This is a genomic window from Rheinheimera sp. MM224, assembly GCF_947090785.1.
Lineage (GTDB): Bacteria > Pseudomonadota > Gammaproteobacteria > Enterobacterales > Alteromonadaceae > Pararheinheimera.
Genome location: NZ_OX352320.1, coordinates 722,923 through 745,261 on the forward strand (window position 1 = coordinate 722,923; position 22,339 = coordinate 745,261).

General features: G+C 46.4%; 18 protein-coding genes. 9 read left to right on the forward strand and 9 right to left on the reverse strand.

Annotation, left to right across the window (positions count from 1 at the left end; all coding sequences use genetic code 11):
* Positions 1 to 212 precede the first annotated feature (212 nt).
* Positions 213 to 956 (reverse strand): ferredoxin--NADP reductase, encoded by a 744-nt coding sequence (locus tag OM978_RS03525; protein WP_264345547.1) that lies wholly within the window; start codon positions 954 to 956, stop codon positions 213 to 215.
* A 130-nt stretch (positions 957 to 1,086) separates the two neighbouring features.
* Positions 1,087 to 3,156 carry a S9 family peptidase gene (locus OM978_RS03530; protein WP_264345548.1) on the reverse strand — a complete coding sequence of 690 codons (2,070 nt, stop codon included), beginning with the start codon at positions 3,154 to 3,156 and terminating at the stop codon, positions 1,087 to 1,089.
* 203 nt (positions 3,157 to 3,359) lie between these two features.
* On the opposite strand from OM978_RS03530, the gene OM978_RS03535 reads away from it, so the two are divergent.
* From OM978_RS03535 to dtd, 4 genes are read left to right on the forward strand one after another with little or no spacing between them, the layout of a single operon-like run.
* Positions 3,360 to 4,394, forward strand: coding sequence for an FAD:protein FMN transferase (locus OM978_RS03535; RefSeq protein WP_264345549.1), 1,035 nt, complete (start codon positions 3,360 to 3,362; stop codon positions 4,392 to 4,394).
* Positions 4,395 to 4,400: 6 nt separating this feature from the next.
* The gene (locus tag OM978_RS03540) at positions 4,401 to 5,291 is read left to right on the forward strand and encodes a virulence factor BrkB family protein (protein ID WP_264345550.1); all 891 of its coding nucleotides are present in this window, start codon (positions 4,401 to 4,403) and stop codon (positions 5,289 to 5,291) included.
* Positions 5,288 to 6,265 carry a prolyl aminopeptidase gene (gene pip / locus OM978_RS03545; protein WP_264345551.1) on the forward strand — a complete coding sequence of 326 codons (978 nt, stop codon included), beginning with the start codon at positions 5,288 to 5,290 and terminating at the stop codon, positions 6,263 to 6,265. Before OM978_RS03540 ends, pip begins: the two co-directional genes overlap by 4 nt.
* Positions 6,262 to 6,699, forward strand: a complete 438-nt coding sequence (gene dtd, locus OM978_RS03550; protein WP_264345552.1) for a D-aminoacyl-tRNA deacylase — start codon at positions 6,262 to 6,264, stop codon at positions 6,697 to 6,699. Before pip ends, dtd begins: the two co-directional genes overlap by 4 nt.
* On the opposite strand, the gene OM978_RS03555 is transcribed toward dtd, so the two are convergent.
* The gene (locus tag OM978_RS03555; protein WP_264345553.1) at positions 6,688 to 7,302 is read right to left on the reverse strand and encodes a hypothetical protein; all 615 of its coding nucleotides are present in this window, start codon (positions 7,300 to 7,302) and stop codon (positions 6,688 to 6,690) included. The two genes, dtd and OM978_RS03555, sit on opposite strands and share 12 nt — an antisense overlap.
* Positions 7,303 to 7,337: 35 nt before the next feature.
* Between OM978_RS03555 and OM978_RS03560 the strand changes: the two genes are divergently transcribed.
* Both OM978_RS03560 and OM978_RS03565 read left to right on the forward strand, forming a co-directional pair.
* A complete protein-coding gene (locus OM978_RS03560; RefSeq protein ID WP_264345554.1) occupies positions 7,338 to 8,243 on the forward strand; it encodes a bifunctional GNAT family N-acetyltransferase/hotdog fold thioesterase in 906 nt (301 codons plus the stop codon).
* A 141-nt stretch (positions 8,244 to 8,384) separates the two neighbouring features.
* Positions 8,385 to 9,002, forward strand: a complete 618-nt coding sequence (locus OM978_RS03565) for a restriction endonuclease (RefSeq protein ID WP_264345555.1) — start codon at positions 8,385 to 8,387, stop codon at positions 9,000 to 9,002.
* Positions 9,003 to 9,413: 411 nt separating this feature from the next.
* Here OM978_RS03565 and OM978_RS03570 read toward each other — a convergent pair whose 3' ends face one another.
* The 4 genes from OM978_RS03570 to hutC all read right to left on the reverse strand — a co-directional run bounded on the left by OM978_RS03570 (position 9,414) and on the right by hutC (position 15,612).
* A complete protein-coding gene (locus tag OM978_RS03570; RefSeq protein ID WP_264345556.1) occupies positions 9,414 to 11,441 on the reverse strand; it encodes a methyl-accepting chemotaxis protein in 2,028 nt (675 codons plus the stop codon).
* A 187-nt stretch (positions 11,442 to 11,628) separates the two neighbouring features.
* Positions 11,629 to 13,164, reverse strand: coding sequence for a histidine ammonia-lyase (gene hutH, locus OM978_RS03575; protein WP_264345557.1), 1,536 nt, complete (start codon positions 13,162 to 13,164; stop codon positions 11,629 to 11,631).
* Between the two features lie 33 nt (positions 13,165 to 13,197).
* Positions 13,198 to 14,874, reverse strand: coding sequence for a urocanate hydratase (hutU, locus tag OM978_RS03580; protein WP_264345558.1), 1,677 nt, complete (start codon positions 14,872 to 14,874; stop codon positions 13,198 to 13,200).
* 12 nt (positions 14,875 to 14,886) lie between these two features.
* Positions 14,887 to 15,612: a histidine utilization repressor gene (hutC, locus tag OM978_RS03585; RefSeq protein WP_264345559.1), complete on the reverse strand. Its 726-nt coding sequence runs from the start codon at positions 15,610 to 15,612 to the stop codon at positions 14,887 to 14,889.
* 125 nt (positions 15,613 to 15,737) lie between these two features.
* On the opposite strand from hutC, the gene hutI reads away from it, so the two are divergent.
* Together hutI and OM978_RS03595 are read left to right on the forward strand one after the other, a co-directional pair.
* Positions 15,738 to 16,973 (forward strand): imidazolonepropionase, encoded by a 1,236-nt coding sequence (gene hutI / locus OM978_RS03590; protein ID WP_264345560.1) that lies wholly within the window; start codon positions 15,738 to 15,740, stop codon positions 16,971 to 16,973.
* A gap of 85 nt (positions 16,974 to 17,058) precedes the next feature.
* Positions 17,059 to 18,582, forward strand: a complete 1,524-nt coding sequence (locus OM978_RS03595; protein WP_264345561.1) for a putative bifunctional diguanylate cyclase/phosphodiesterase — start codon at positions 17,059 to 17,061, stop codon at positions 18,580 to 18,582.
* Here OM978_RS03595 and OM978_RS03600 read toward each other — a convergent pair.
* Positions 18,579 to 19,613 (reverse strand): formimidoylglutamase, encoded by a 1,035-nt coding sequence (locus OM978_RS03600; protein ID WP_264345562.1) that lies wholly within the window; start codon positions 19,611 to 19,613, stop codon positions 18,579 to 18,581. The two genes, OM978_RS03595 and OM978_RS03600, sit on opposite strands and share 4 nt — an antisense overlap.
* A gap of 3 nt (positions 19,614 to 19,616) precedes the next feature.
* Complete coding sequence (gene rraA, locus OM978_RS03605) at positions 19,617 to 20,102, reverse strand: ribonuclease E activity regulator RraA (RefSeq protein WP_233007716.1); 486 nt, start codon at positions 20,100 to 20,102, stop codon at positions 19,617 to 19,619.
* A 218-nt stretch (positions 20,103 to 20,320) separates the two neighbouring features.
* Between rraA and OM978_RS03610 the strand changes: the two genes are divergently transcribed.
* Positions 20,321 to 22,321 carry a putative bifunctional diguanylate cyclase/phosphodiesterase gene (locus OM978_RS03610; RefSeq protein WP_264345563.1) on the forward strand — a complete coding sequence of 667 codons (2,001 nt, stop codon included), beginning with the start codon at positions 20,321 to 20,323 and terminating at the stop codon, positions 22,319 to 22,321.
* Positions 22,322 to 22,339: the final 18 nt, after the last annotated feature.

Consider the following 22,339-nt stretch of genomic DNA (forward strand, 5'->3'; position numbering starts at 1 on the left):
GTGGGTAAGACAGTTGTTGTCTCGGAAATAGGTCGTTATTTAATCTGGACTTTATTGATGGAGAGACAGTGAATCAGTGTTCAAATAGGTTGAACTGTTAAATAAGCAAGGGCAAAACAATGCTCTGGCAGTGGTATCTGGTCGGCATTGCTCAGCAGCAGCTGCCTGTAACTCAGCGTAGAGAGGTGAAGCTATTGCCTTGTCCAGTATGGTTATTTCCAATACTGTTCCACTGTGATCTGACCGGGGTCGCGGCGTAAATTCTTTTTCAGGCCAAGGCTTTCTAATACGGCTTTGGTTTCAGTGATCATTTGTGGATTACCGCACAATAGTACCTGAGACTCTGTATCCAGACTCTGACCACAGACCTGTTGCAGTTTAGCGCTGCTGATTAAGTCCGGAATACGTTGCTGGAAAGCGCCAGCGTAAGCTTCTCTTGTGACTATCGGCTGATAATGCAGTTGTGTCCCATGACGTTGTTGAAATTGACTAATCAGGGGCTGGTAAGCCAGTTCTGCAGCAAAACGTACACTGTGCAGCAGCACTATAGAAGAAAAGCGTTGCCACGGAGTTTCTGTGCCGAGCATGGATAAATAAGGGCCAATACCAGTACCTGTTGAAATCAACCACAGGGTTTTACCATCAGGCACTTCATCCAGAATAAAAAAGCCGCTGGCAGGCTGACTGACTTGCACTGTATCACCTGGCTTTAGCTGCTGTAGCAGAGGGGTTAGTAAACCATCGGCCACAGTGCTGATTAAAAACTCCTGCTCTGTGTCGCCAGGGCTATTCAGCAGTGAATAGGCACGTTGTACTCTGCCATCCGCTGTATCCAAAGCCAGCCGGACAAACTGACCCGCGATAAAATCAAAAGCTTCTGTCTGCACCCGCAGGCTGAATAAAGTGTCAGTCCAGTGTGTATTTGCCGTTACTGTACCGCTAAGCCACTGTGCCATCTGTTATTTCCTGTCGGATTGCCTGAAACAAGACTAACAAAATTGCACTTATATACAAGCCTGATACTCAGGTTGTCTGAAGCTTGCTTTGCTGACGAAAAAAAGCCCGGACAACCGGGCTTTTGCATTGTTAGTTTGAACTGGTTTTGTATTGATTAAACCAGGCCAGAATGTATTCAATCTTGGTGATCATCCGGCTGGGTTTATTGGCAATACCATGAGGTGAGCCTGGAATACGCACCATCACTGTGTCGACTTTGCGGATTTTCAGCGCCTGATAAAACTGCTCGGACTCACTGATTGGTGTACGTCTGTCAGCCTCGCCTGTCATCAACATAGTAGGAGTAGTGACATTACCCACCAGCGACAAAGGGGATCGTTTCCAGTAATGCTCGACGTTTTCCCAAGGCACACCAGGGAACTGATGGAAGGTTTGATACAGGTAACTGTCGCCCGTCAGTACTTTACTCAGCCAGTTGATAATAGGTTTTACCACAGCCGCAGCTTTGTAGCGCTGAGTTAAACCCACAGCATAAGCAGTGGCAATACCGCCGGCAGAACCACCAGCGATAAAGAGGTTATCTTTATCGACAAAACCCAGATCAATCATCGCATTGACGCCTGAATCGTGGTCAGCGTAATCTTCAGGTGAGCTGTATTTGCCGTGTAATAACATGGCAAAACGTTCGCCGTAAGATGAACTGCCTCTGTGGTTGTCGTAAAACACCACATAACCTTCTTTAGCAAAACGCTGCATTTCAGCACTGAAATGTGGGCCATAAGCTAAATGTGGGCCACCGTGAATTTCCAGCATCATCGGGTATTTTTTCTTCGGGTCAAAATCTGGTGGTGTGATATACCATCCCTGGATGGGTTCACCATCAAAAGATGATTTGTAATTAATTTCATGCACTTGCCCTAGTTTTTTATGACCAAGTACATCTTCGTTTAATGCCGTTAAAGTGCGGGTTTTACCATCAACAATCACAGCCACATCGGCTGGCCGTTGTGCATTGCCCTGAGTAAAGGCAATGACTTCATTGGCAACACTGTACTCGCCGCTTAAATAAGGCTGAGGTAAACCTGCGCCGGACAGCTGATCCGTTAACTGCTCTAACTTGCCGGATAAAGACACGGAAGAAAGAGTGCGTTTGCCTTTATCATCAAACTGGATCACCAGACTGCTGTTATCCAGCCACTGTGGATTTTCGACGTCTCTATCCAGCTCTTTGGTCAGATCTTTAATTTCGCCTGAGCGCCAGTCCATTAGTTTTAATTTGCCGTTGGTATAAGGCACTTTTTCATTATTACCCCAGACAAAAGCCAGATACTTGCCATCGGGTGAAAATACGGCCGACGTTTCCTGGCCCGCCATACTGGTCAGCTGCTTTAACTGACTGTTGGCCAGAGTGAACTGATACAGGTCACTGTCTCGTGGCTGGTATTCCCAGTCTTTGCTGGTATTGGCCGAAAAAATCAGTGCTTTGCCGTCCGGCGTCCAGCTTAAATCTGAGCCGTAGTTAAAATCACCGTCAGTCAGCTTGCGTTCTTTACCCCCAGTGGAGGGTAAAACAAAAACATGACGAAACTCTGATTTTAAAAAGCCCTGACCATCAGCCTGATACTGAGCCCGTTCAATCAACACTGCGGGTTCAGACCACTTAGCTCCTTCAGGTTTCTTCGGCATTTTAGTCGCCTTAGCCAGTTTGGTGGGCTGAGCCGGAACATTCATCGTAAAGGCCAGTTGTTCGCCATCTGGTGACCAGTTTAAATTGCCCGGGCTTTTGGAGAGCTGGCTGACTAAAGCAGTTTTGTTTTCTTTGACATAATGCACATGGATTTGGCGCGAACCTGAGCGATCAGAAATAAAGGCTATACGGCTACCATCTTCAGACCAGCGTGGACTGCCGTAGTTAAACTGATCAACAAATAAAGGACTTTGATGGCCAGTTTTTACATCCAGCAGCCATAAACTGCTGTGGGTACCGTCCGTCATAATATCGTTGCTGTTACGCACGTAAACTACTTGTTTGCCGTCAGGCGACACTTGCGGATCGTTGGCATATTCCAGAGCAAAAATATCTTCAGATTCAAAGTACTGGCTTGTTGCAGTTGAAGCAAAAACGGGCAAAGCACAAAGCAAGGTCGCGCTTGCGATGCAGGAGTAAATAAAAGGCGCAAAGGCCTGGGGCTTTTTCATTGTTAAACCTCTTCTGATAAGACAGTCAACAAACTAACCTGCCTTACTGCATTGCACAAATTGCCAGCGACCAAAACCTGAATTTAAGCGTTCAGTTTGTGTTGTTATCTCGCTGTAAGCCAGAATCCACGGCCTTAGTGGCTGGATTTTATAGCCTGTTTTGTTTACACTGGCGCTATCCATTCTTTTGTCTGTAGTGCCTTATGTCGTTAAAAAGCCTGAGTGTTTTTGCCTTTCTTCTTGTTGGTTTAACCGCCTGTAGTCAACCCGATCAAATACAACGTATTTCAGGTCCAGCCCAAGGATCTACCTTTACTGTCAGCTTTTGGAGCGAACATGAGCTGGATAAAAGTAGCTTAGAAACTCAGTTAAAAGACGAATTGGATCGAATTGATTTGCTGATGTCGAATTACAGACCTGACTCTGTGATTGAAGCTTTTAATGCTCAACAGAGCCAGAACCCTGTTGAAGTAGGTGACGAGCTGGTGCAACTGGTGGAAATTGCCAGACAAGTGTCGACTTACAGTGAAGGTTGTTATGATTTAACGGTAAAACCTTATTTCGAGCTGTGGGGCTTTCGTGGTGATAAATTAACCAAACCCAGTGCTGAGCAAATTCAGGCGTTAAAGCTAACTATTGGTTTAGACAAGGTAAAGAGTACTGAAACCAGTCTGACCAAACTCAACCCGGCGTTAAGAGTGGATGTGTCCTCTATAGCGCAGGGTTATACAGTAGGCCAACTGGCTAAAATTCTTGATAAGGCTGGTATTCAAAACTATCTGGTGGAAGTTGGGGGCGAACTGGTCAGTAAAGGTAAAAAACCGGAAGCTAAGGCCTGGCGTGTTGCTATTGAAAAACCTTTACCTGACTCGCAAAAATTACAAAAAATCATCAGTGTGCAGCAGGATGAGCCTTTATCTATTATGACATCAGGCACTTACCGTCACTTTTATGATCAGGATGGTGTACGTTACAGTCATGTACTTGACGCACGCACCGGAACACCTGTGACTCATGCTACAGTGTCTACGACCATCTTAATTCCTGATCCGACATGGGGGGATGCCTGGTCTACTGCCTTTTTATGTATGGGTAGTGAGCAGGGACTGAAGGTGGCGGATGAACTGAAATTACCTGTGTTATTTATTGATCAGCAAGGTGCTGATTTTATTGAAAAACCAAGCAAAGCTTTAACTGAAGCTCTGTCTTCAGGTACAGCGTTCAGCTTCGTGGAGTAAAACCTGATGGCACAAGGATGGGACAAAGAGAAGCTGCAGTTGTGGCGCTCAAAGAGCAATGATTTTTTAAACTTGTATCTCAAGCGTTGCCAACAGGACCAGATCAATGTGATTGGTGGTTACCTGGCTTATATCTCGTTATTGTCTCTGGTGCCTTTTATTGCGGTGATGTTTTCCGTGATGGGCGCTTTTCCTATGTTTGCTGAATTACGCGACCAGCTGGAAGCCTTTTTATATGCCAATGTGGCGCCTGCGAAAGGCGATGACTTACGTTTGTATATTGCCGGGTTCGTTGAAAATATTGGCAAAATGACAGCCGTAGGTATAGGAGCTTTGGTGGTTGTGGCGCTGATGCTGATCCACAATATCGATAAAACCATCAACAGCATATTCCGTATTAAAAAACGGCCACGGCTGATTATTTCGTTTTCGATTTATTGGATGGTGCTGACCTTTGGTCCTATTCTGCTTGGGGCCTCCATTGCTGTCACCTCTTATATTTTGTCCTTCTCTAGCCTGGCTGAAGGCTACACTCCGGGGTTAAGCAGCGTACTGCTGGCACTGACACCTTATGTGTTTTCTATTTTGGCTTTTTTCCTGCTGTATCTGGTCGTGCCTAATGCCAAAGTGCAGTATCGCCATGCATTGATTGGCGCTGTAGCCGCCAGCGTTATGTTTGAATTGTTGAAAAAAGGTTTTGCCCTTTATATCACCCATTTTCCATCCTATCAGGCCATTTATGGTGCTTTAGCTTTGGTGCCAATCTTATTTTTGTGGATCTATCTGGTGTGGTTAGTGGTGTTAATAGGCGCTGAGTTAACGGCTTTGTTGGAAGAGCTTTATCTGCAGGCAGCCTCTGAAACAGAAAAACTAGCCGAAAAGGACAGCACCGCATGAATACAGCTGCGCCTCTAGAGCCTTTTAGCACCGAATGGCTCCAAACTCCTGATCATCAGCAGATTTATCTGGAACAAAGTGGTAACCCTCAGGGTATTCCGGTGATTTATTGTCATGGTGGACCAGGCGGAGGTAGCTCACCTTTTCACCGTCAGCTGTTTGATCCGGCTTTGTACCATATTATTATTTTTGATCAGCGAGGCTGTGGTTTATCTACTCCGGCTTTGCAGTTGGAAAGCAACAGCACTCAACATCTGATCGCCGACATGGAACAAATCCGCCAGCATCTGGGTATTTCGAAATGGCTGGTCGCTGGTGGTTCCTGGGGCAGCACTCTGGCTTTGGCATATGGCCAGGCTTATCCGCAACATTGTCTGGGTTTTATTTTGCGGGGCATTTTCCTTGGACGTGAACAGGATATCGACTGGCTGTACCGGGCAGGCTTTGGTGCTAGTCAGGTTTTTCCTGATTATTATCAGGATTTTATCAAGCCAATCGCTCATCTTTCATCGCTGGATGTTCTGCAGGCCTACCAGTTACAGCTGCATCACGAAGATGAAGCTGTCCGTTTAGAGGCGGCTTTGGCCTGGAGTATCTGGGAATCCCGTATTGCCACTTTGCTACCTAACGAATTTGCCCGCAGTGGCGAAATGGATGCGCAGTCTGCTTTAGCTTTGGCACTGATTGAACATCATTATTTTCAGCATCAGTGTTTTTTTGAACCCGATCAGCTGCTGAATAACATACATAAAATCAGTCATTTACCTTGCCAGGTCGTGCATGGCCGTTACGATATGATCTGCAAAGCCGAAAATGCCTTTAGTTTGGTTTCGCTCTGGCCTGGTGCACAGCTGAATTGGGTGGTGGATGCTGGTCACTCCGCGTCTGAAGTGGGCATAGCTAACGCTTTGTATCAAGCCAGTTTGGTGATGGCGAAGATGTTAACGTCTGTGGAAATGGAAGTCGTCGTATGAAAGCACTCATTCAGCGCGTCAGTTCGGCCAGCGTTACTGTTGATCAACAGCTGGTTGGTGCCATCAATACAGGTTTACTGGTGCTGCTTGGCGTAGAAAAAGATGACACAGAGCAACAACTCAAAAAGCTGGCAGAGAAAGTACTGAAATACAGAGTGTTTTCTGATGAAAACGGCAAAATGAATCTGAATGTGCAACAAGCTGGTGGTGCTTTGTTAGTGGTATCACAATTTACTTTAGCGGCAGATACCAATTCGGGCTTAAGACCCAGTTTTTCTACCGCAGCTCATCCTGATAACGCATTGAAGTTGTATCAGGATTTTGTTACTTACTGCAGAAGTTTTGGTATTGAGGTAGCTACAGGTCAGTTTGGTGCTGATATGCAGGTAGCGTTGGTGAACAACGGGCCCGTCACCTTTTTGTTAAACAGTTAACGGACTAATTTCGTACACCAGATTCAGATAACCTTCGGCTTGGTGGCACTGATAGCTGCGGCCCGTTAGCAAAGCTTCCAACAGCGGCTGATAGTCGGGTTGTGACAAATTGATCCAAATAGTGCCCACTTGCTCTAATGTTTTTTGCATCGCCTGTTGCCAGCCTGCAAAAAGCGGATAAATATCCCAGATCACGAAAGGGAATTGTAGCTGATTATTGTGCAGAAAGTCCTGCGCTGGTAACGCCAGCAATTCTTCTTTACCTCTAAGGCAAAAAAAACGCTGATAAGCATCGATCACCGCCTGGTTCATCTCCACCGTCAGCAATTTGGTATTCGGCAATGTTGTGGTTATAAAGCGGTTGATATCCCCACCACCCAAACCCAGCTGCAAAACTGATTCTGGTTTAAGTTGTTGTAATGACATCAGAATAGGAACCAGATGCGCAGAAAGTGTGGATGCCGGTGCCAACTGATTCATTTTACTTTGCATGATCCCATCCAGATAAAGGCATAAAAAAGAGCCTTCTTCTGTCAGCTCCAGCCGGGGAGGACCAGACTGAAACCAGACTAACTGTTGTATAGCACTTAGTTTTTGTTCCACAATACCCTCAAATCAACGGACTACAGGACCACAATGTGAACTGGCAGCTTAGCGCCCCACAAACTGAAGCTCAATGGTTAGCTTATTATCAATTACGCTGGCAAGTGCTGCGAGCGCCCTGGGATCAGCCAAAAGGCTCGGAACAGGATGAGTTAGAAGCCGTATCTTTTCATCGTATGGTCTGCACTGAAGCAGGTGACGTTGTAGCTGTTGGACGTTTGCATAAAGTGGATGAGCAGACAGCTCAGGTGCGTTATATGGCGGTGTCGGATCAATGGCAGGGCCATGGTTTAGGTGCCATGGTATTGCAGCAGCTTGAACAGGTGGCGCTGGAGCAGGGCATACAACGTATTATTCTTAATGCCCGCGACACAGCTTCAGGTTTTTATCAGAAAGCTGGTTATCACTATCTGGAACCTGCCAATGCCTTATTTGGCATTGCCCATCATCGTTATGTCAAAACCTTAGCTTTTTCTGCATCAGCTCAATTACTACAGCAGTGGGTACCAGAGTTGCAGCAAACCTTCTGGCAAAAAATTCCTTTGTCTTCGTATATGCAATTAAAAGTACAGCAGGTGGACAGACAAAAAATTTGCTGCGTAGCTCCGCTCGAACCCAATATCAATCTGCATCAGACTATGTTTGCCGGCAGCATTTATACGTTGGGCACTTTAACTGGTTGGGGCATGGTTTGGTTACTATTAAAAGACCAGCAACTGGATGGCGATATTGTGTTGGCAGACGGTCATATTCGTTATTTGAAACCTGTAACAGGTCAGGCAGAAGGTCGCTGCTGGCGACATCAAAGTCAGCCAGACTTCTCTGCGTTGGTCCAGCAGCGCAAAGCCAGACTTGATATCACAGTAGGTATTTTTTGTGATGATATACAAGTCGCTGTATTTGAAGGCCGTTTTGCTGTGCTACCGAAAAAAACACACTAGGGGCGAGAACGCGCAGCCAACAAAGCAGCAGCTTTAAATACGCAGGTTAAACAGATATAAAGCAAATATCAGGGTTATTTCAGGTAAAAAGCGCTGCGGAATTTGATACTGCAACCATCAAGTCCGTCAGGAGAACCTGTGATGAATAACAAATGGTTGATCAGCTCATGTGTTGCGACAGCCGCAGGAATAGTTGCTGGTGCAACTTACCTGTTATTTTCTGAGTATTCAGTTTTATCCGGTAGCCAAAGCTGGGTGTTAAGCTCCACCTGGTCCAGTGTGATGTTATGGCTTTTTGTGTCCATGTTTCTGCTGGCGTTGCTGTTTAATATTCTGGCCTTTCTGGAGCTCGAGCGCCAGGAAGAAGTGCTGAACCCTATGTGGTGGCCACAAGGCAATAGACTTGGGCGTCAACAGCAGCAGTTCAAAGAAAACACGCAGCTTTTATTGCAGTTTTTTGGTCGCGAAATGGAGTCGGTCGAAGACTGTGATTCCCACTTCTTAGTTCGTCGTCAGCAACAGGCTTTGTTGCTTTATATCCAACCTGAATTAGATCAAGCTTTAACTGTGGCTCAGGTCCGTTCTGTGTTTCAGCAGATGCTATCGCTCAATTGCCAACGCGGCTTAATTGTCTGCTACCAGAAAATTAATAGCCAGGTTCGGTTGTTTGCTGCAGAAGCAGGTATTGAACTTTTTGACCAACAACGACTGAAAAAGTACATGAATGCTGAAAATTTCAGCCAATTAGCACTTATATAAGGCTGTTATAAAGCTATATAAAGCTTTCGTCATGTTTTTATCGCCAAATTTGTCATGATGATCAAGCGTTTACGAATGTTAGACATGGAACGGAATAAAGATAACGGATTACACACTTCCTGCCTGGCCAGACACTGTCTGGCCATTTTTTTAACTTCCACACTGACCAAACCTAAGTTTTATTCTGCACCTCTGCAGAGGTTTAACTACAGGTCCACCGAATCACTTTTACCAGTTTTTCCGCTGTATACACTTGCTGCGTCTTCGGTCCCGCGTTACCAATTTTTTTGCGAAAGAGGTTACTTAGCCCCGACTGAATAAAATGGAGCTGAGCTTGATTGATGGACAACAACTTATGATAAAAAAGCCAGAGCAATAGCTCTGGCTGATGGTTTGGTTAAAAGAGGGCGGTTAATGTAATTTGAAGCTGCGCACTGCGTTTTCCAGTGTGCCTGCCGCTGTCGCCACCTGTGCACTTTGTTCCAGTGTTGAAGTGGCTCTTTCTGTACTTTGTTCTGCCAAGTCCACCATGTTGTGCATACTATGCTCTATAGCAGTTCCGAGCTGCAACTGACTGGAAGTCGTGGTGGCAATGTTGTCACTGATTTGATGCATAGCTTCGATAGCATGGTTAATTTCAGCCAAAGCTGTCATTAGCTGGCTGTTTTGCGCCACACAGTTATTGGCATCGGTCTGGCCTTTTTCGATAGATTTCACTGCATGCATACTTTGTTGCTGCAAACTGCCAATCATAGTGCGGATTTCATCTGTTGCTTGCTGGCTGCGCACAGCTAAAGAACGGACTTCATCTGCGACTACAGCAAAACCCCGACCTTGTTCACCGGCTCTGGCTGCCTCTATGGCAGCGTTTAATGCCAGCAGGTTAGTTTGCTCAGCTATGCCACGAATAGTGGTCAGAATACCGCCTATGTTGTTAGATTCTGTATTCACCGCCTGCATCGTATTGCTGGTATCGTTCAGTTGTTGCGCCAGCTCCTGGATCAGTTTGTTATTGGCTGCTGATACCTGATCAATTTGCTGGCTTTGAGTTAAAGCCTGCTGCATTTGCTGCTGCGCTATATCGGCTTGCTCTGCTATCTGATGTGTATTGGTCGCCAACTGTTGGGTAATGCCATTCACTTCAGCGACCTGATGATGTTGAGTACTTAAAGCCTGATGGATAGCGCTGACTTCCTGACTGGAGAAGCGAGCGCTTTGATTCAGTTCCAGCACCCCTTGCTGAATTTGTTCAATCAGTTGCCGCAGGGCTTTAATCAAGGTGTTTACATTGGCAGATAACTCACCAAATTCATCGTCTGAATTGATGGTCAGTTCACGACTTAAATCGCCCTGAGCGATGCGGTCCAGCACTCTGTTGATACCAGATAAAGGGGTGATCATGGCTTTAATCGTCAGGTAAGCAGCACCTATCGCCAGACCCACCAGCACAATCAGCATAATGACTGCGCGGATAGTGCCGGAGTTTAAAGCTGAGGATAAATCTTGTTGTAACGAATTAAACTGGCTGTCTGCCTGACCGATCATTTGATCCAGCGCGGCCACAGCTTGTGTGACTTGTTGTTCAGACAAATCCAGTTGTTGCCTTGCGGCTTGTAATTGCTTTACCTGCAGCAATTTAATACTCACCAGGTTGTTTGCACCTTCAATCCGGTTTTTAGCCTGGTCCAGTTGCGCCAGAAAATCCTGCCACAAGTCATCAGCACCTACTTGTTTGACTATGTTGGCAATGTAATCCAGATTACCCTGCATATCACTAAAGGCAAACTCCAGGTTTTCCTGGCTGCTTGCCAGTTGTGCCGGATCTGTCATAGCGGCAATTTCACGTACAGTCTTCAGTAAACCTAACAACTGGCCATCTACCCGACCAGCAGCCCCTTCCAACAACGCCATTTGTGCAGCTTTGCCCGGTGCTTCTAAAAAGGAAATATCCACCAGCGTTGCGCCTGCTGTGTCGATCAGATTTTCCAGCTCTTTCAGCTCTGCTGAGGCTTTATCACCCTGAGCTATAGCTTCTAAACGTGCTTTAAATAACTGTTCAACGGCCTGTTGATAGGCTAAAGAGGTTTGTTGAGCTTCTGCTAAAGGTTTTTGTAAAGCTGGCTCTTTGGTCACTAAAGGCGTCAGAGTGTCCATTCTGCTGCGGAATATTTCAGACGTCTGAGTAAATTCGTTTTGATAGGACTTAATTTTGGCCGCGTCTTCAGCCGTGTAACCCAAAGCAGATAACTTGGCGAGTTTCAGTAACTGAATTTGCGCCATATTACTTTGTTGTTGCACTGGCACTGCGGTTTCATTCATCCGGCTGCTGGTACTGTTTACTACAGCAAAACTCCAGAGTGACGATAAACTGGCGACTAATAACAGCAAGGCAATAAAGCCAAAGCCCAGATAAATTTTATGCGCAACACGAAGTTTCATAGACAAATTCCAACAGCTGTTATGGTTTTAGTATTGGTTAGAAATAAGGCATTAGGTATATACGCAGCTGAAACTAACAAAGTTTTTTTAACTGGTCTAGCCAGATTGGTGCAAATTTAGTTTTTTCTTATAAAAAAAGAGCACCAATCTGGTGCTCTTTGTTAGAAAGTGTAATAAAACTATAAGCTTAAAAGCTGCTTAATAAGTTAGCCGGTACTAAAGAATTTAAGCTGCCATGACGCAGTAGTTCAGCTGCTTTTTCGATATCAGGTGCAAAGTAGCGATCCACATCATAAAAGCTGACTTGCTGACGTAAGATTGCCTTCGCTTGCTCAACTGCCGCAGCGCCTTTTAGTGGTGCACGGAAGTCGATACCCTGAGCTGCCGCCAGATACTCAACAGCCAATACGCCTAAGGTATTTTCTGCCATATCTGCTAAACGACGGGCCGCAAAAGTCGCCATAGATACATGGTCTTCCTGATTAGCTGAAGTAGGTAAGCTGTCCACAGAAGCCGGATGCGCCAGAGATTTATTCTCTGAAGCCAAAGCTGCAGCTGTCACCTGAGCAATCATAAAGCCGCTGTTTACACCGCCGTTATTGACTAAAAATGCCGGTAATTTACTTAAATGCGAGTCGATTAAAAGCGCCATACGACGCTCAGAAATAGAACCAATTTCAGCAATAGCCAAGGCCAGATTATCTGCTGCCATAGCTACAGGTTCGGCATGGAAGTTACCACCAGAGATAATGTCATCTTCAGCAGCAAACACCAGCGGGTTGTCGGTGACGCCGTTGGCTTCCACTAGTAACACTGAAGCAGCAAAACGGATTTGAGCTAAGCAAGCACCCATCACCTGAGGCTGGCAACGCAAGCTGTATGGGTCTTGTACTTTTTCACAGTCGATATGTGACTCGGCAATTTCTGAGCTTTCACCTAATAAATGGCGGTAAATCAGAGCTGCATCAATTTGACCTTGCTGGCCACGAACTGCATGAATACGGGCATCAAAAGGCGAGCGGCTGCCCATAGCGGCTTCCACACTCATAGCGCCAATCACTGAACCTGCGGCGTATAAGTCTTCTGCACGGAATAAACCTTCCAGGGCAAAAGCAGTGGACGCCTGAGTACCGTTTAATAAAGCCAAACCTTCTTTAGCCGCTAAAGTAATAGGCTCTAAACCCGCTATAGCTAAACCTTCTTTGGCAGAATAAATCTGACCTGCAATACAAACTTCGCCTTCACCAATTAAAGGCAACACCATATGAGATAAAGGTGCTAAATCGCCTGATGCACCGACTGAGCCTTTTTTCGGAATACAAGGATACACACCCGCATTGACCAGTTGGATCAGCGCGTTGATCACCAGTGGACGTACACCTGAATAACCACGGGCCAAAGAGTTAATTTTCAGTACCAGCATTAAACGTACTGTGCTGTCGTCCATCAGATCGCCAAAACCAGCAGCGTGCGATAAAACGATAGAACGTTGCAGGGTTTCCAGTTTGTCTTTTTCAATTTTGGTATTGGCCAATAAACCAAAGCCGGTATTGATGCCATACACAGTGCGGTTTTCTGCGACAATTTTCGCCACAGTAGCAGCTGATGCTTCAATAGCAGGTAAAGCGGCCGGGTCTAAAGTCACAGTCACTGCATGTTGTTGTACCTGACGCAGTTGCGCCAGAGTCAGTTCACCAGGGGTGATGGTTAAAGCGTAAGTCATATTCTTATCCTTCAAATGAATTCTGGTGGACTCTTAGTTCTGGTTAACCATAGGTAAATCCAGGCCTTGTTCACGGGCGCAGTTTTTCGCTATGTCATAACCAGCATCAGCATGACGCATCACGCCAGTGCCAGGGTCATTCCATAACACCCGACCTAAACGACGGGCTGCTGCCTCTGTACCATCAGCTAAAATAACCACACCAGAATGCTGGCTATAACCCATACCTACACCACCGCCATGGTGCAAAGACACCCAGGTTGCGCCGCCTGCTGTGTTGAGCAGGGCATTTAATAATGGCCAGTCAGATACAGCGTCTGATCCATCCATCATGGCTTCGGTTTCTCGGTTTGGACTGGCGACAGAGCCTGAGTCTAAATGGTCACGACCAATGATGATCGGCGCTTTTAATTCGCCGTTTTTCACCATGTCGTTAAAAGCTAAGGCAATACGGGCGCGATCTTTTAAGCCAATCCAGCAAATACGGGCTGGTAAACCCTGGAACTTAATCCGTTCACGTGCCATATCCAGCCAGCGGTGTAAATGCGGATTGTCAGGGATCAGCTCTTTGACTTTAGCGTCAGTTTTGTAGATATCTTCCGGATCGCCAGATAAAGCCACCCATCGGAATGGACCTATACCTTCACAAAACAACGGACGGATATAAGCCGGCACAAAACCCGGATAATCAAAAGCGTTAGCAACACCCATATCCAAAGCCATCTGGCGGATATTGTTGCCGTAATCCACAGCTACAGCACCTTTGGTTTGCATATCCAAAGTAGCTTGCACCTGAATGGCCATTGAGGCTTTAGCTGCTTGTACTACCGCAGTTTCATCTTCAAGGCGACGCGCTTTGGCTTGATCCATAGTCCAGCCTTGAGGCAGGTAACCGTTTAACGGGTCGTGCGCTGAGGTTTGGTCTGTCACTACATCAGGAATGATATTGCGTTTCACCAGTTCAGCGAAGATATCAGCGGCATTGCCTAACAAACCGATAGAAGTTGGTTTGCCTGATGCTTTGGCCACTTCTAACTGAACTAAAGCTTCATCCAGGTTGTAGGCTTTTTGATCGACATAACCAGTGCGCAGACGGAAATCGATACGAGATTCGTCGACTTCACAGGCGATCATATGAAAACCAGCCATAGTGGCCGCTAATGGCTGGGCACCACCCATGCCACCTAAACCACCAGTTAATACCCATTTGCCATTTGGCTCACCGGCAAAATGTTGTTTAGCTATGGCAACAAAAGTCTCGTAGGTGCCCTGAACTATGCCCTGAGTACCAATGTAGATCCAAGAGCCAGCGGTCATCTGGCCGTACATCATCAGACCTTGTTTATCTAACTCGTTAAAGTGTTCCCAGTTCGCCCAGTTAGGTACCAGGTTAGAGTTCGCCAGTAATACACGAGGTGCGTCCGGGTGAGTCGGGAATACACCTACGGGTTTACCGCTTTGGATCAACAAGGTTTGGTCGTCGTTTAATCTGTCCAGTACTTCGACTATTTTGTCATAACAAGCCCAATCACGGGCTGCACGGCCTATGCCGCCGTATACCACTAAAGAGGTTGGGTGCTCGGCCACTTCAGGATCGAGGTTATTCATCAACATACGTTTGGCGGCTTCGGTCTGCCAGCTCTTGGCGGTAATTTCGCTGCCGCGGGCTGCGCGGATCACGCGGCTTGGGTCTAAACGTGGATTGCTCATAGGGTTATCTCTTTAAGTCTTAGGTTTGATATTCAGGTGTCCGCCTAGTCGATAGCGGCTGCCTGCAGAGGTCAGATAGGCAAAACTGACAGCGCCACCCCGGCTGAAGGTGCGGCGTGTCAGGCGTAAACAAGGTTCAGAAGCAGGTATTTTTAAATGCTGACGGGTCAGTTCATCCGGCAATACGGCTTCCACTATGTGCTCGGCGTCTGTCAGTGGTGCCACAGCACTTAAGTATTCATGCGGAGTTTGCAGTACAAAGTCCTGAGCTAAATAATCAGGCACTTGCTCCGGGTTCACATAACGGGCTTCGAGTTGCAGTGGCTGCTGGTTTTCATAATGCACAATCAGCGAAAAAAACACCGGCGCATTACGGCTTAAGCCTAAAGCTGTGGCGACAACTCCTGGGCAAGGTAAGCTGGTCAGTTGCACCAGTTCGGCTTTATGAAAATGGCCTCGGCGCTGAATCTCATCGGCAATATTACGAATTTCCAGCAAGGATGATTGCGACTTAGGCGATGCGACAAAACTGCCGACACCCTGAGTGCGATACAACACTCCTTGTTCGGTCAGTTCCTGCAAAGCACGGCGAGCTGTCATGCGGCTGACGGCAAACTGAGTAGCCAGCTCGTTTTCCGATGGAATACGGCTATGCTCAGGCCAGGCCGCAGTTTCTACCTGACTCAAAATATAATCTTTGATAGCGGCAAACTTCTTTTGCCCAGAACTGTTGTCCATGACTGCTTTAACGCCTGAGTTTGAATGCAAAGAAAAATAGCTGAATTTGGTTGTATATACAAGTTGTTCGGGTAGAATTAATTTCAGCGCTAAAAAACTGGCTAAAAGCCGTGCGGGGGAATGAAATGCAAGTCTTTGATGCAATTTGGATTAATGTCAATTTAGCTACTATGACTGATAATGGTCAGCCTTATGGTGCTATTACCAATGCTGCTTTAGCCATTAAAGATGGCTGCATTGCCTGGCTTGGCCCTAAAGCCGAATTGCCAGAAACTGACTTGTTATCTACCCCTTTGTATGATGGCAAAGGCCAGTGGTTATTACCGGGTTTTATCGACTGTCATACCCATCTGGTGTATGCAGGAAGCCGCGCTAATGAGTTTGAAATGCGTTTAAATGGTGCTACTTATCAGCAAATTGCAGAAGCGGGCGGTGGCATTAAATCTACAGTAGCGGCGACTCGTGCAGCCAGCCATGAAGAGTTATTTGTGCTGAGCAAGCAGCGCTTAAACGCCCTGTTGAGTCAGGGCGTGACCACTGTTGAAATCAAATCAGGTTATGGTCTGGATTTAGAGACAGAGCAAAAAATTCTTGAAGTGGCAGCAGAACTTGATCGTACTCATCCGATAGATATTCAGAAAACCTTTTTAGGTGCTCATGCTTTGCCTTTGGACTATGCAGGACGGCCTGATGACTATATGCAACTGGTGGTCAATGACATGCTGCCACAATTGCATCAGCAAGGGCTGGTTGATGCAGTAGATGTATTTTGTGAAGGCATAGGTTTTTCGGTTGCACAAAGCCGCTTGTTGTTTGAAAAAGCCAAAGCCCTGGGTTTGCCTGTCAAAGCTCATGCTGAGCAGCTATCGCATTTAGGTGGTGCCAGTTTAGTCGCAGAATTCAGTGGTTTATCTGCTGATCATATTGAATATCTGCAAGAACAAGACGTGTTGGCAATGAAAGCTGCAGGCACTGTGGCTGTGGTGCTGCCAGGTGCTTTTTACTTTTTACGCGAAACTAAATTGCCGCCTTTTGATTTGTTGCGCCAGCATCAGGTGCCTATGGCGATTTCTACCGATTTAAACCCTGGTACTTCGCCTTTTTGCAATTTGCCTTTGATGTTGAATATGGCCTGTACTTTATTCCGTTTTACGCCGGAAGAGGCCATAGCTGGAGTGACACGGCATGCGGCCGCAGCTTTAGGCATGGCTGACAGAGGTACTTTGGCAGTGGATCAGCAGGCTGACTTTGGGCTTTATCAAATCAGTCAGCCAGCAGAATTGTGTTACCAGTTTGGTGTCAACGCTTTAACCCAGCTGATCAAAGCAGGGCGCGAAGTCAATCTGCGTGGACTGAGCTAACTTTACAAGGTAGAAAAACAGAGTAATCTTAAGATCTTATCTGATCTTTTGAGTGTTGGCTGTGTCGTTATCTTATAGGTCTGTTTTGTCTGCTGTACTGCTGACCAGCTCTGCTCCCGCTTTGGCCCAGAGTCTGGCCAGCCAACCTTTGTTTTATGTTGTCGTACTGTTGACCCTTTTGGTGCTGCTTTTTGCTGCTTGGGTTGTGGTGCTGAAAAAACGTCTGGCGGAGCAAAAACCGGCGCAAAAACAAAACAAACCTAAAGATCTGTCCTTTTTGTCTTTACACGATGATACCAGCGGTCTGCCCAATAAATTGCAGTTACAGCAGCAGTTTGAACTCTGGTGTCGCAGTCATCTTAATCAAAAAGCATCTTTGCTGTTATTAAAAATTCAGAATTTTGAACGGGTGAATCAAGCGCTGGGTCATCAGAATGCCAATCTGGTGTTATTGCAGATAGCTCAGCGTATAAATGCGGCAGTGCAGCAGGAGCAGGAATTGCTGGTGCTGGAGCAGCATGGTAAACAAAGCAGTAAAGTCGCCCATTTGGGCGGGGTAGATTTTGTGCTTTGGGTGGATGCTAATACCCGTCAACATGCGGCTGAGCAAATTGCCCGCCGCTTAGAGCATAATGTGCCCGAAGCCTTACTTATTCATGGTTGTGCCGTGGAGTATCAGCTACAAAGTGGTATTGCGCATTATCCGCAGCATGGTGAGTTGTTATCTGATTTGATAGACCGCGCTTATCTTGCGATGCAAAACCGGCAACTGACCCAGACCAGCACTGTGGTATTTCATCCGGACTTGATTAGCTACAACAACGACAAGCTGGGCTTGATGGCTGAGCTACGAAATGCCATTAGTCAGCAACAATTAAAGTTGCATATCCAACCACAAATTGCCTTAAGTTCACGTCAGGTGCTGGCGGGTGAAGTCTTGGTACGCTGGCATCATCCACGTCGTGGTTTATTGGGGCCTGCAGAGTTTTTAGAACTGGCTGAACAAATGGGAGTGATTTACCCTCTGACCCAATGGGTGCTGGAAAAAGCAGTGATGACGCTGGCGGAGTTGGCGCAGCAAGAAATCCACTGCAAAATAGCAGTGAATATTTCCAGTAAAGATTTATTGCAGGATGAGCTGGTTGATAGTTTAGAACTGCTGCTGAAACGTTATAAAGTACAGCCTTCGCAGCTGGTGCTGGAGCTCAAAGAAAGTGCCCTGGTGGCAGAACCAGCGAAAGCCATGCGTATGCTAAAACATCTGGCGCAACTTGGAGTTGAGCTGGCGCTGGACGATTTTGGCACCGGGTTTTCATCCCTGGCTTATCTGCGAGAACTACCCATCAGCCAGGTGAAAGTGGATTGCTCCTTTATTTTTGATTTGCACCGTTCAGATACTCACACCGCCATTACCGGCGCCATTATTGATATGGCAAAAAACATGAATTTTATGGTGGTGGCCGAAGGTATTGAACAACCTGAAGTCGAACAAAAACTAATAGCTATGGGCTGTGCCAGAGGGCAGGGCTTTTTATATGCCAAGCCCTTTGCGCTGGATGCCTTTCCTGCCTGGGTCAAGCAGTGGAGTTATAGTAAGGCGACTTATTAAAGCTGCGCCTTGCCAAACAAAAAAGCACAGACTAAAGCTGTTAAGATCTGACCCGCATCGTTCATGCCAGCCGCTAAACCCGCCGGGTGCTGAGCCGGAGCTGCTTCTGCCAGGTGCAGATAACGGCTTTGCATCTGGCTTGCCAGCAAATACACAAAATGCTCTGCTTGTTGCACTGACACTCCGCAACTGTTGTAGGCGCTGACCGGCATGCCGGTAATGGCGTCTGTATCCAGCTCTATGCCAAACACTTGCTGTGGATCACGCTGGCTTAACCAGAGTTTCAGCAGCTCTGGCCAGGGGGCTTGTTCCCGCACAAAAAGTTGCTGATAACTTAATACATCTACACCAGCTTTTTTAATTTGTGCTAACGAGCTGGCCGAGTTTTTCAGCTCGTGCAAGCCCATCACCAGATAATGATCTAAATGCCCCTGGGCTTTGGCATAACTGAAACCATTACCGCTGTGGCGACCTTCCAGCAAACGGAAATCGGCATGAGGGTCGAGGTTGATGCAGTTAACGGCCTGCTGTTGGCTTTTAGCTAAAGCGCTTAATAGCGGCAAACTGTTGTTATGACCACCACCTATCACCAACGGAGTTAAGCCCGCTTCGAAAATAGCCAATAGCACTGGCTCTAAACGTAAATCAATCTCTGCGCAGAGCGCTCGTAAAGTGGCCAGACTGGCATTTTGACTTTGTTGCTGCAGATCGACACAGTTCAGCTCACCCAATAGCAGTATCTGTGAGCCATCTAAAAATTCGTTTTGCTGCAAATTAACAAACTTACGGATAAAGGCCTGCCAGCCCAGATCGGAACCGCCTTGTCCCAAATTGGCGCGTGGGCCTATATCTTCAGGCACGCCCAACAACACAAAAATACAACCTTGTTGTTTAGCCACAGCTAAAGCGCCAGACAGAGGTAAGGCAAGATCAGCATAACGCAGCATTTGACCCAAGCGGGTTTCACCTTCGCGTAGCTGTTGAAAGGCCGCCAAAGAGGCGGCCTGATAGCGGATTAGAGCATCACTCATCTGTTATTCCAGATCTAAAGGCTCAGGGGATAAAATAATACCTGTATTGTCGGCATACAGATGATCGCCAGGTAAAAAGGTAACACCACCAAAATTTACCGGTATTTCGTGTTCGCCGAAACCACGATCATCAGCACCAACAGGAATAGCGTTGACCGCCTGAATGCCAATATCAAAATCTTCCAGTGTATCGACATCGCGCACGCTGCCGTAACAGACTATGCCTTCCCAGCCATTGGTTGCAGCTATAGAAGCTAACTCACCATCAATCAAAGCACGACGGGCAGAACCACCACCGTCAATCAATAACACTTTGCCTACGCCTGGTTCAGCCAAAGCCTGACGAATTAAACCGTTGTCTTCAAAGCATTTTATAGTCTGGACTGTGCCACCAAAAGAACGGCGGCCACCGTAGTTGGCGAAAATGGGCTCAACCACATCGATCATGTCTGCGTAAAGGTCACATAATTCCGAAGTGTTATATTCCATGGTTGTGCTCCAAACTTTAAGTCTTTGATCAAAAACACAGTATACCCGTCTCACCTGAAGCTGCAAGGTCGTTGACAGTGGTCATTCGGCTGAATTTTTGGGTGGAATCGCTGTCCGCTATTTTCACTATTCTTTTGCTGCTTGATTGTGACTCTGTATTGCCAGTGTTAAGGTGACTTTGCTAATTTAATTTAAGTTGTTTCTTCAGGACCTTGCCTTTGAGCCCAGAGCTGTTAGCCCGAACCTTGTTGCACCTGACGCAGATAGGGTTTGCATTCACCCTTACCGCATTGCTTTGGTATTTTTTCCGGGTTTATCAACGTAATTACCTGAAATCCTGGGCCATAGCTTTTAGTTGTTTTACTGCTTATGCAGCCTTTATTTTGGTTGAGGTATTTTGGCGACCTGTATTTGCTGCTGAATTTTTAGGCTTAGGCGTAAAGTTTTTATATATCAGTTTTTGTTACGCTTTTGCGGTCTGGATTCTGGTTGGGGTCTATGAAGCTGTGAAACAGCAGCGACTTGCTGCTCGCACCGTAAACCAACTGTTGTTGTTGGTGACTGGTATTTCCTTCCTCTCCGTCACTTTGTTTTTGTTGTTGCCACAGTGGCAAGACATGACTTTGTATCTGCAATTTTATATGCGCTTAGTGCTGATCGGCGTTGCTTTATGTGTGGCAGGCTTCTGGCTTTGGAGTTTAACCAAACGAATTTTTGCAACTAAAGTTGTTGCCAGTGCTATGTTGGCTTGGGGAATATTATTTTTGGCTAGTGCCAGTTCTATACTGTTGCACGACGCTCAGGATGAGCCTATTCAGATTGTGCTTTATTTTAAGCATATTGAGCTGCTGATCCAGGTCATTTTAGGTTTAGGTTTGATCATTTGGTTGCAGGAAGACGAACGCAGCACTAATCAGCAACTTACGGCTAAAACTCAATATCTGGATAGTCACGACCCTTTAACCGGTGCTTTAAATCGTGATGCCTTGCTACGGGAGTTGTCGCTGTTATTGCAAACAGACAATGCATTAACTTTGTTAATGATAGGTCTGGATAGCTTTAAAGTGGTGAACGAATCTGTTGGCTTAAAACAGGGCGATCGCATCTTACGCGAAGTAAATCGCCGTTTTGAATCTTCTATTGTCAAACCCCGCTTAATAGCCCGAACTGGCGGCGATATTTTTGCACTAGTGCTGGAAGACTGCACTACAGACCGACAAAAGCTGTTTGCCTTACAGCATTTGGAACAGTTAATTGAAAAACCTTTCACCACAGACAATGGCCTGATTAAGCTGACCGCCAGTATAGGCCTGGCTTGTGCGCCACAGCATGCTATTGAAGCTGATATGTTGCTGCAAAAAGCCAACATTGCGTTTCACCATTGCAAACGTCAGCAACAACGTTGCACCTTTTATCAGCCTGGCATGGAAGAAGAATCAGCACGTCTGCTTAGTCTGGAGAAAGACTTACTCTTAGCTTTAGAGCAGGACCAGTTTATCTTTTATTTCCAGCCGCAATGGGATCTGCGGGAGCAAAAAATTGAAGCTTATGAGGCTTTGGTGCGTTGGGAACATCCACAAAAAGGCTTATTAATGCCGGGTCAGTTTTTACCTTTGGTCGAACAGGTGGGCTTAAGTAAAGAGCTGGATTTATTGCTTTTGGAAAAAGCCGTCTGCACTTTGGCTGAGTGGAAAAAACAAGGCATTCACATTCCGCTGGCGGTAAATATGTCACCTGTGCATTTTCAGGTTGATGGCTTAAAAAGCCGTATTCAGCAGTTGTTGTTAAAGTATCAGGTATCGCCTGCGGTGCTTGAGTTGGAGATCACTGAAAACACCGCCATGGGCGATATGGAAAAAGGCTCTAACTATATCAACGAGTTGCAGCAAATGGGGATCCGGGTTTCTATTGATGACTTTGGCACCGGCTATTCGTCTTTGGGCTATTTACGCAAAATGCCAATAGATAAAATTAAAATTGACCGCAGTTTTGTTACAGAGATGGCCGCTAATGATTCCGATATGATGATAGTCAAAACCATGATCACGCTGGCTCATGGCTTAGGCAAACGTATTCTGGCTGAAGGGGTGGAAACTGAAACTCAGCTGCAGTTGCTGCGCACTTTGGCTTGTGATGCCATTCAAGGCTATCTGTTGGCCAAACCTTTACCCGAAGCTGAAGCTTTGGCTTTGCTTAATGGTTGTGCCTTATCAAAGTAGTTGATTATTTTTTGTCAT

Excerpts from the sequence above, each read along its gene's own strand:
- pip (WP_264345551.1), top strand. The coding sequence starts at position 5,288 with ATGAATACAGCTGCGCCTCTAGAGCCTTTTAGCACCGAATGGCTCCAA.
- hutH (WP_264345557.1), bottom strand. The coding sequence starts at position 13,164 with ATGACTTACGCTTTAACCATCACCCCTGGTGAACTGACTCTGGCGCAA.
- hutC (WP_264345559.1), bottom strand. The coding sequence starts at position 15,612 with ATGGACAACAGTTCTGGGCAAAAGAAGTTTGCCGCTATCAAAGATTAT.
- OM978_RS03535 (WP_264345549.1), top strand. The coding sequence starts at position 3,360 with ATGTCGTTAAAAAGCCTGAGTGTTTTTGCCTTTCTTCTTGTTGGTTTA.
- hutI (WP_264345560.1), top strand. The coding sequence starts at position 15,738 with ATGCAAGTCTTTGATGCAATTTGGATTAATGTCAATTTAGCTACTATG.
- hutU (WP_264345558.1), bottom strand. The coding sequence starts at position 14,874 with ATGAGCAATCCACGTTTAGACCCAAGCCGCGTGATCCGCGCAGCCCGC.
- OM978_RS03530 (WP_264345548.1), bottom strand. The coding sequence starts at position 3,156 with ATGAAAAAGCCCCAGGCCTTTGCGCCTTTTATTTACTCCTGCATCGCA.
- OM978_RS03565 (WP_264345555.1), top strand. The coding sequence starts at position 8,385 with ATGAATAACAAATGGTTGATCAGCTCATGTGTTGCGACAGCCGCAGGA.
- dtd (WP_264345552.1), top strand. The coding sequence starts at position 6,262 with ATGAAAGCACTCATTCAGCGCGTCAGTTCGGCCAGCGTTACTGTTGAT.
- OM978_RS03540 (WP_264345550.1), top strand. The coding sequence starts at position 4,401 with ATGGCACAAGGATGGGACAAAGAGAAGCTGCAGTTGTGGCGCTCAAAG.
- OM978_RS03570 (WP_264345556.1), bottom strand. The coding sequence starts at position 11,441 with ATGAAACTTCGTGTTGCGCATAAAATTTATCTGGGCTTTGGCTTTATT.
- rraA (WP_233007716.1), bottom strand. The coding sequence starts at position 20,102 with ATGGAATATAACACTTCGGAATTATGTGACCTTTACGCAGACATGATC.
- OM978_RS03525 (WP_264345547.1), bottom strand. The coding sequence starts at position 956 with ATGGCACAGTGGCTTAGCGGTACAGTAACGGCAAATACACACTGGACT.
- OM978_RS03600 (WP_264345562.1), bottom strand. The coding sequence starts at position 19,613 with ATGAGTGATGCTCTAATCCGCTATCAGGCCGCCTCTTTGGCGGCCTTT.